Origin of the sequence: Parvibaculum sp. (assembly GCF_049672805.1) — a bacterium.
In the GTDB taxonomy this organism is placed as follows: Bacteria; Pseudomonadota; Alphaproteobacteria; order Parvibaculales; family Parvibaculaceae; genus Parvibaculum.
Genome location: NZ_JBATWS010000153.1, coordinates 1 through 6,041, shown reverse-complemented (window position 1 = coordinate 6,041; position 6,041 = coordinate 1). Strand labels below are relative to the sequence as shown.

The 6,041-nt window shown below is 60.5% G+C and carries 7 protein-coding genes; 4 read left to right on the top strand and 3 right to left on the bottom strand.

The window, feature by feature from the left end:
• The 3 genes from WBF74_RS04940 to WBF74_RS04930 all read left to right on the top strand — a co-directional run.
• Positions 1–502 (top strand): acyl-CoA dehydrogenase family protein (locus tag WBF74_RS04940; protein WP_424436057.1); only part of this gene is annotated, 502 nt, incomplete at its 5' end.
• Between the two features lie 20 nt (positions 503–522).
• Positions 523–1,569 carry an alcohol dehydrogenase family protein gene (locus WBF74_RS04935; RefSeq protein WP_424436054.1) on the top strand — a complete coding sequence of 349 codons (1,047 nt, stop codon included), beginning with the start codon at positions 523–525 and terminating at the stop codon, positions 1,567–1,569.
• A 16-nt stretch (positions 1,570–1,585) separates the two neighbouring features.
• On the top strand, positions 1,586–2,011 hold the full coding sequence (locus WBF74_RS04930; RefSeq protein WP_424436051.1) for a nuclear transport factor 2 family protein: 426 nt from the start codon (positions 1,586–1,588) through the stop codon (positions 2,009–2,011).
• Here the strand turns inward: WBF74_RS04930 and WBF74_RS04925 are convergent, their stop codons facing one another.
• Genes WBF74_RS04925 through exbB form a run of 3 tightly spaced genes read right to left on the bottom strand, consistent with a single transcriptional unit; the run spans position 2,012 to position 4,102 of the window.
• Positions 2,012–2,743, bottom strand: coding sequence for an energy transducer TonB (locus WBF74_RS04925; protein WP_424436048.1), 732 nt, complete (start codon positions 2,741–2,743; stop codon positions 2,012–2,014).
• A complete protein-coding gene (gene exbD / locus WBF74_RS04920; protein ID WP_424436045.1) occupies positions 2,740–3,165 on the bottom strand; it encodes a TonB system transport protein ExbD in 426 nt (141 codons plus the stop codon). The genes WBF74_RS04925 and exbD overlap by 4 nt, the downstream gene beginning before the upstream one ends.
• Before the next feature lie 4 nt (positions 3,166–3,169).
• Positions 3,170–4,102 (bottom strand): tonB-system energizer ExbB, encoded by a 933-nt coding sequence (exbB, locus tag WBF74_RS04915; protein WP_424436042.1) that lies wholly within the window; start codon positions 4,100–4,102, stop codon positions 3,170–3,172.
• A gap of 326 nt (positions 4,103–4,428) precedes the next feature.
• On the opposite strand from exbB, the gene WBF74_RS04910 reads away from it, so the two are divergent.
• A partial coding sequence (locus tag WBF74_RS04910) for a TonB-dependent receptor (RefSeq protein WP_424436039.1) occupies positions 4,429–6,041 on the top strand: 1,613 nt, incomplete at its 3' end.

Sequence of the window (6,041 nt, the reverse complement as noted above, 5' to 3'; positions counted from 1 at the left end):
GAGCAACATCATCATGGGCGAAGGGAAGGGTTTCGAGATTGCACAGGGCCGTCTCGGACCGGGCCGCATTCATCACTGCATGCGTTCCATCGGGCAGGCGCAGCGCGCGCTTGAAATCATGGCGCGTCGTGTCGAAAGCCGTGTTGCCTTTGGTCGCAAGCTGTCCGACCAGTCGAGCATCCGTCAGGACATCGCCCGCTCGTGGTGCGAGATCGAACAGGCCCGCCTTCTCACGCTGAAGGCTGCCGACGCGATGGATCGCTATGGCAACAAGAAGGCGCGTGATCTGATCGCGGCCATCAAGATCGTCGCCCCGCAGATGGCGCAGAATGTGATGGACCGCGCCATTCAGGCGCATGGCGGCATGGGCGTCAGCGCTGATACGCCGATTGCGGGCTTCTTCACGCTCAACCGCTTCCTGCGCATCGCTGACGGCCCGGATGAAGTGCATATGTCGCAGCTCGGCAAGCTGAAGATCGCCGAATATCAGAACAGCAAGTAAGACGGACGGGGAAATCCAGCATGAAGGGTCTTGGCTATTACGGCAAAAGCGATATCCGTTATGAGGATTTCCCCGATCCCGGCCTCATGGGTCAGGATGGGGCCATCGTGAAGATGAAAGCCTGCGGCATTTGCGGCAGCGACCTTCACATCTATCACGGGCAGGGTTTCTCCAAGGAAACCGGCTATTGCGTCGGGCACGAGGCTGTCGGCGAAGTGGTCGAGATCGGCCGCGATGTAAAGACACTGAAAGTGGGGGATGAGGTGATGCTCTCAGCCGCCGTGCGTTCCGGCGGCTGCGGGAGGTGCAAGGCCTGCCGCGCGGGCACACCTGCGCGCTGCGGCAAGCAGATGTGGGGGTGCTATGGCCTCAGCTCGCAACTGCAGGGCTGTCAGGCGGAAGGCATCGCCGTTCCCTGGGCCGATCACAATGTCACCCGCATCCCGGAAGGCATCAGCCACGATCAGGCGCTGCTTCTCACCGACAATCTGCCGACCGCCTATATGGGCTGCAAGAACGCAGATATCGGCCCGGGCAAGACTGTCGCCATTGTCGGCCTTGGACCCATCGGCCTGATGGCCGTGCAATCCGCTTTTGTGCTCGGCGCGGCGCGTGTCTTTGCAATTGATCTCGTGAAGGAACGCCGCGACGCCGCTGCCGCCCTCGGCGCCATTCCGCTCGAACCAGAAAATGCCGTCGCCGAAATCCGCGAAGCAACCGATGGGGCGATGGTTGAATGTTCCGTCGAGGCCGTCGGCATCGACAAGACGATCGAACTCGCCATTGCCGTTGCAGGCCGAAATGGCAGCATTTCGGTCTTTGGTGCGAACCAGAATCAGGCCTTCAAATATCCGCTCTGGACCGCCTTCAACAAGTCGCTCACCTTCCGCGTTGCGGGTTGCTTCGTGCAGAGTCACTGGCCGGAACTCATTCCGCTTGTGCAGGGAGGTCGCCTCACGCCGGAAAAATTCATCACCCACCGCATGTCGCTCAAGGATGGTGCGGAGGCCTATCGGATTTTCGACGGCAAGCTCGACAATGTGATGAAGGTCGTTCTCACGCCCTGACGCGAGGGAGAAGAAGATGACGGTGACAACACCCGCTGGCCGCCTCGTCTGCGCCTTTGGCAATGTGGAGAAAATGTCTGCCCTCTACGCGCCGGAGATCGAGTGGAGTCTTTCAGCCTCGCTTCCCTATCCCCGCCCTATGAAAGGGCGGGAGGCCGTTCTCGCCTTCAACCGCTCGGTCTGGGAGGAAGTCTATTTCCCCGACTGCACGGTCGAGATTCTCGATGAACTGGGTGATGAGAGACTGAGCGCCGTGCGCTTCATCTACCGCGCGAAATATCGCGGCAGCAATCTGCCTTATGAAAACGAATACACGCTTTTCGCACGGGGCGGGCGGGAGGGCATCACGCAGGTTTTCGAGGCGCTTGATACGCTTGCAATTTTCGACCAGATGCAGGGCGCGCCGAAAGGCTCTGCCTTTGCGCGTCTCACCGGCGAATAATCAGTCGAGATGAAAACGCACAGGCACCGTCACTTCCAGCGTGGAGCCTGAAATCTCCGGCGGCACTGCGGGCAGCGGATTTGCGCGCGTTACCGTGTCGAGCACTTCCTGATCGAGAAGTTCATAGCCGGAACTCCGAACAAGCTGCGATGTCTGTACATTGCCTTCCCGGTCGATGCGAAAGCGGACATAGGCAGTCCCTTCCTGCCCGCGCCGCCGCGCCGAACGCGGGTATTTCTTGTGCCGTTCGAGATGCGTGAGGATGACATGTTCGTAAGTCCGCATGGTGGTCGTGTTCACCATGCGCGGGGCTGCATTCACCGGCGCGGCTGCGGTGTCGGCAGGCGGCATCTCGACAGCGCGCGGCGCGGTCACTTCCTTCGGCTGACTCACGGGCTTCGGCAGGGCAACCTCTGCCTTTGTTTCCCGTGGCGGCTCGGGCACTGGGTCGGGTTCAGGCACCACCTCTTCTTCCGGCGGTGTTTCTTCTTCTTTTGGCCCTTCGGGGAGCGCCGTTTCAGGTTCCGGCGGTGCGCTCACCATTGGCGCCAGGTCGATGGTGATGGCAGAGGCCGTGTCCGGCGGCGGTGGTTTGTGGCCGATTTGCGCGAAGATGATGGCAGCGGCGAGGCCCGCATGGAGCGCGATCGCAAAGACCGTCCCTGCGCGCCATGCCGGTGCATCGGTCATGCGATCCTCGATCTGGGCGCCGGGAAAGGTCACGGTGCTCATTTTACGCCAGGCGCTTCAAGCCCCACCAGCGCGATCTTGAGATAACCGGCTGCCCGCAACTCATTCATCACATCCATCACGCTGCCGAAATCGACACTCTTGTCGGCGCGCAGGAAAATGCGCTGCTCACGGTCGCCTTTCGTGCGCGCATCAAGCGCCGTGCCCAGCGTTCCTTCGGCGAGCACGTCTTCGCCAAGAACAAGAGTGAGATCGGATTTCACGGAGAGGTAGATCGGCTCTGTCGGACGCGGCTGCGGTTCGGCATTGGCTGAGGGCAGGTCCACAGGAATATCAACCGTCGCGAGCGGTGCAGCGATCATGAAGACGATCAGCAGAACCAGGATCACGTCAATAAACGGCGTGACGTTGATTTCATGCGTTTCGGCGAGATCGTCATCGCCATGATCAAGATGCACAGCCATGGTGTCAGTCCGCTGCCTTGGCGAGACGTGAGGGGCGGCCCTGATCAAGGTCGCGGCTGACGATCCGCATAAGCTCGGCCGAACTGTCCGCGACAAGCGCCCTGTAGCCGCCAATGGAGCGCGCAAATGTGTTGTAGATCACGACAGCGGGAATGGCGGCAACAAGGCCAAGCCCCGTTGCGAGCAGCGCTTCCGCAATGCCCGGCGCGACAACGGCGAGGTTGGTCGTCTGCGTCTGCGCAATGCCGATAAAGCTGTTCATGATGCCCCAGACCGTGCCGAACAGTCCGACAAAGGGAGCCGTCGCACCGATGGTTGCAAGAATGCCGGTGCCTGTGCCGATCTCGCGCGCCGCATTCGCTTCGATGCGCTGGAAACGCCATGCAATGCGCTCCTTCACGCCGTCCTTGTCCGGTACATCGCCGGACGCGCGAACTTCCTCAATGGCGGCATGGGCAAGCAGCGCGACAGGCCCCTTCACCTTGCCCAGTTCATTTGCTGCATCATCCAGAGATCGTGCAGAAGCGAGCGTGGCGAAAGCCTGCTTTGCGCGTCGCTTTGCGGCGGAAATCTCCATGCGCTTCGCAAACCAGATGGTCCAGGTGATGAGCGAGGCAATGACGAGACCGATCATTACCCCCTTCACGACGATATCGGCCTGCAAGAACATGCCCCAAGGCGACAGATCATGGGGCAGCGGGGCGGCCGCTTCTTCCAGCGTGAGCGTGCTTTCAGTGGTGCCGATGGCACCTTCCGGCGCTTCATTTGCGGTGTGGTCGGTCCCCGCCTCGCTGCCCCGCAGCGCTTCCTGCGCCGTCGCGGAGGGAGCCGCGTCCTGAGCTTGAAGCGGGGCGGCCAGCAGGGCGCCCGCCAGCAATACCGCACAGGCGGTGGTGAGTGCGGATTTCAGGCCTTTCCGGGCCGAACCATATGTCATCCTGTAACCTTCAACTCTTACAAAGCCCGCCGGATTCGACGGCCTTCTCAATGCCCGCGCAATCGCAAAAAGCACGTCGCCCTTGCGACTAATTCTCGCTCCGCCGACAGGCGAACTTAGGGCATATATGCGAGTAATTATCAATAACTTTACTGAGGATGAGGCAATTTTTCGCTGATTCTGACCCGCCGGGGACGCCGCGAAAGAAGCGTGGCGCAAATGTCACTAATGCGTTTCATTCTCAAGTCCAGGCTGTTTTTGGGTTGCTGCCACGAAAATTACGTTGTTAAGAACGACTTGCAATATCATTTTCGGGGTAAGAGTTGATGAAAACCAAGAACAACCTGCTGTCGTCCGCCTCCCGAGTAGCGCTCGTGGCGGGCGTAACTGTTTCTCTTTCTGCTTTCACGGCCATTCAGGCGAATGCGCAGCAGGCACCGACCGAGGCGGCGACCTCGGCTCAGGGGGAAGAAGAGGCAGAAGCCATCATCACCGCCCCGCTTGATGTGCGAGGGCAGACTGAAGGCTATGCGACCGATGTTCTGTCTTCGGCAAAGCAGACCGCGCCGCTTCTCGACACGCCGCAGACCGTGACGGTTGTTCCGCAGCAGGTCATCAAGGAGCAGGGCGCGCGCAACCTGACCGAGATCCTGCGCAACACGCCCGGCATTTCCTACAACGCCGGTGAAAACGGCTTCGGCACCACCTCCAATAATTTCCAGCTTCGCGGCTTTGATGCGAGCGGCGACATCTTCATCGACGGCTCGCGCGACAGCGGCAGCTATACGCGCGATTCCTTCAATGTGGAGCGCGTGGAAGTCTTCAAAGGTCCGGCAGCGGACAATGGCCGTGGCAGCGCAGGCGGTTATGTGAATATCGAGACCAAGACGCCGGGCAAGCGGGACTTCATCAGCGCGGATGTGAGCTACGGCTTCGATGAATATGACAGCGAAGCCCGTCGCCGCGCGACGGTGGATGTGAATCAGGCGATCAATGAGACAACCGCCATCCGCCTCAACGCGCTGGTCGAGGATAGTGGCGTGCCGGGCCGTGAACATGCCGAGGCAAAGGCATGGGGCTTCGCGCCATCGGTTGCCTTCGGCCTTGGGCGCGATTTCCGCACCGTGCTTTCCTATGAGCATGTCGAGCGCAACGACCTGCCGGACTGGGGCCTGCCGGGTGCGGCCTTTGCTGATATGAACAGCGCCAACCCGGATGCTCAGGCGGCTTACGATCCCGCACTTGCAGGCCTTCCGCGCGACAATTTCTATGGCCTGTCGTCCGACTTTGATGATGTGACAAGCGATGTCTTCCTCGCCCGCTTCGAATATGACCTGACCGCCAACGCCACGATCAGCAACCAGACACGCTATTCGGTGGTGGACCGCACGGCGCGCTACACGCTTCCCACCGGATGGGATTCGGGGCTCGGCGTGGTCAACACCCAGACCCAGTTCTATGATCGCGAGAACACGACGCTCAGCAATCTGACCAATGTGTCGCTGGAATTTGCGACCGGCCCTCTCAAGCATAATCTGTCAACCGGCATCGAGCTGACAAAGGAAGAGTCGGAAGCCGGGCGTTTCGGCACGGTCGCCGGTACGGCAAATCCCTTCAATCCTGATCCGAACCGCGCACCGGGCGCGCCGATGGTTCCGACCTCAACAAGTGATGTCGAGGTTCGCACTGCTGCGGCCTATCTCTATGACACGGTGGAGTTCAATCCTCAGTGGCAGGTGACGGGCGGCGTGCGCGCCGAGCGTTACAAGGCCGAGATCAATTCCTCCACACCCGACCTTTCGGGCAGCACCCGCTACGAAGAAAGCGACACGCTGTTTGGCGGCAAGATCGGCATTGTTTACAAGCCCGCGCCGAATGGCAGCCTTTACGTGTCCTACGGCATTTCGCAGGATCCTTACGGGTCGTTCCTCTCTAACCC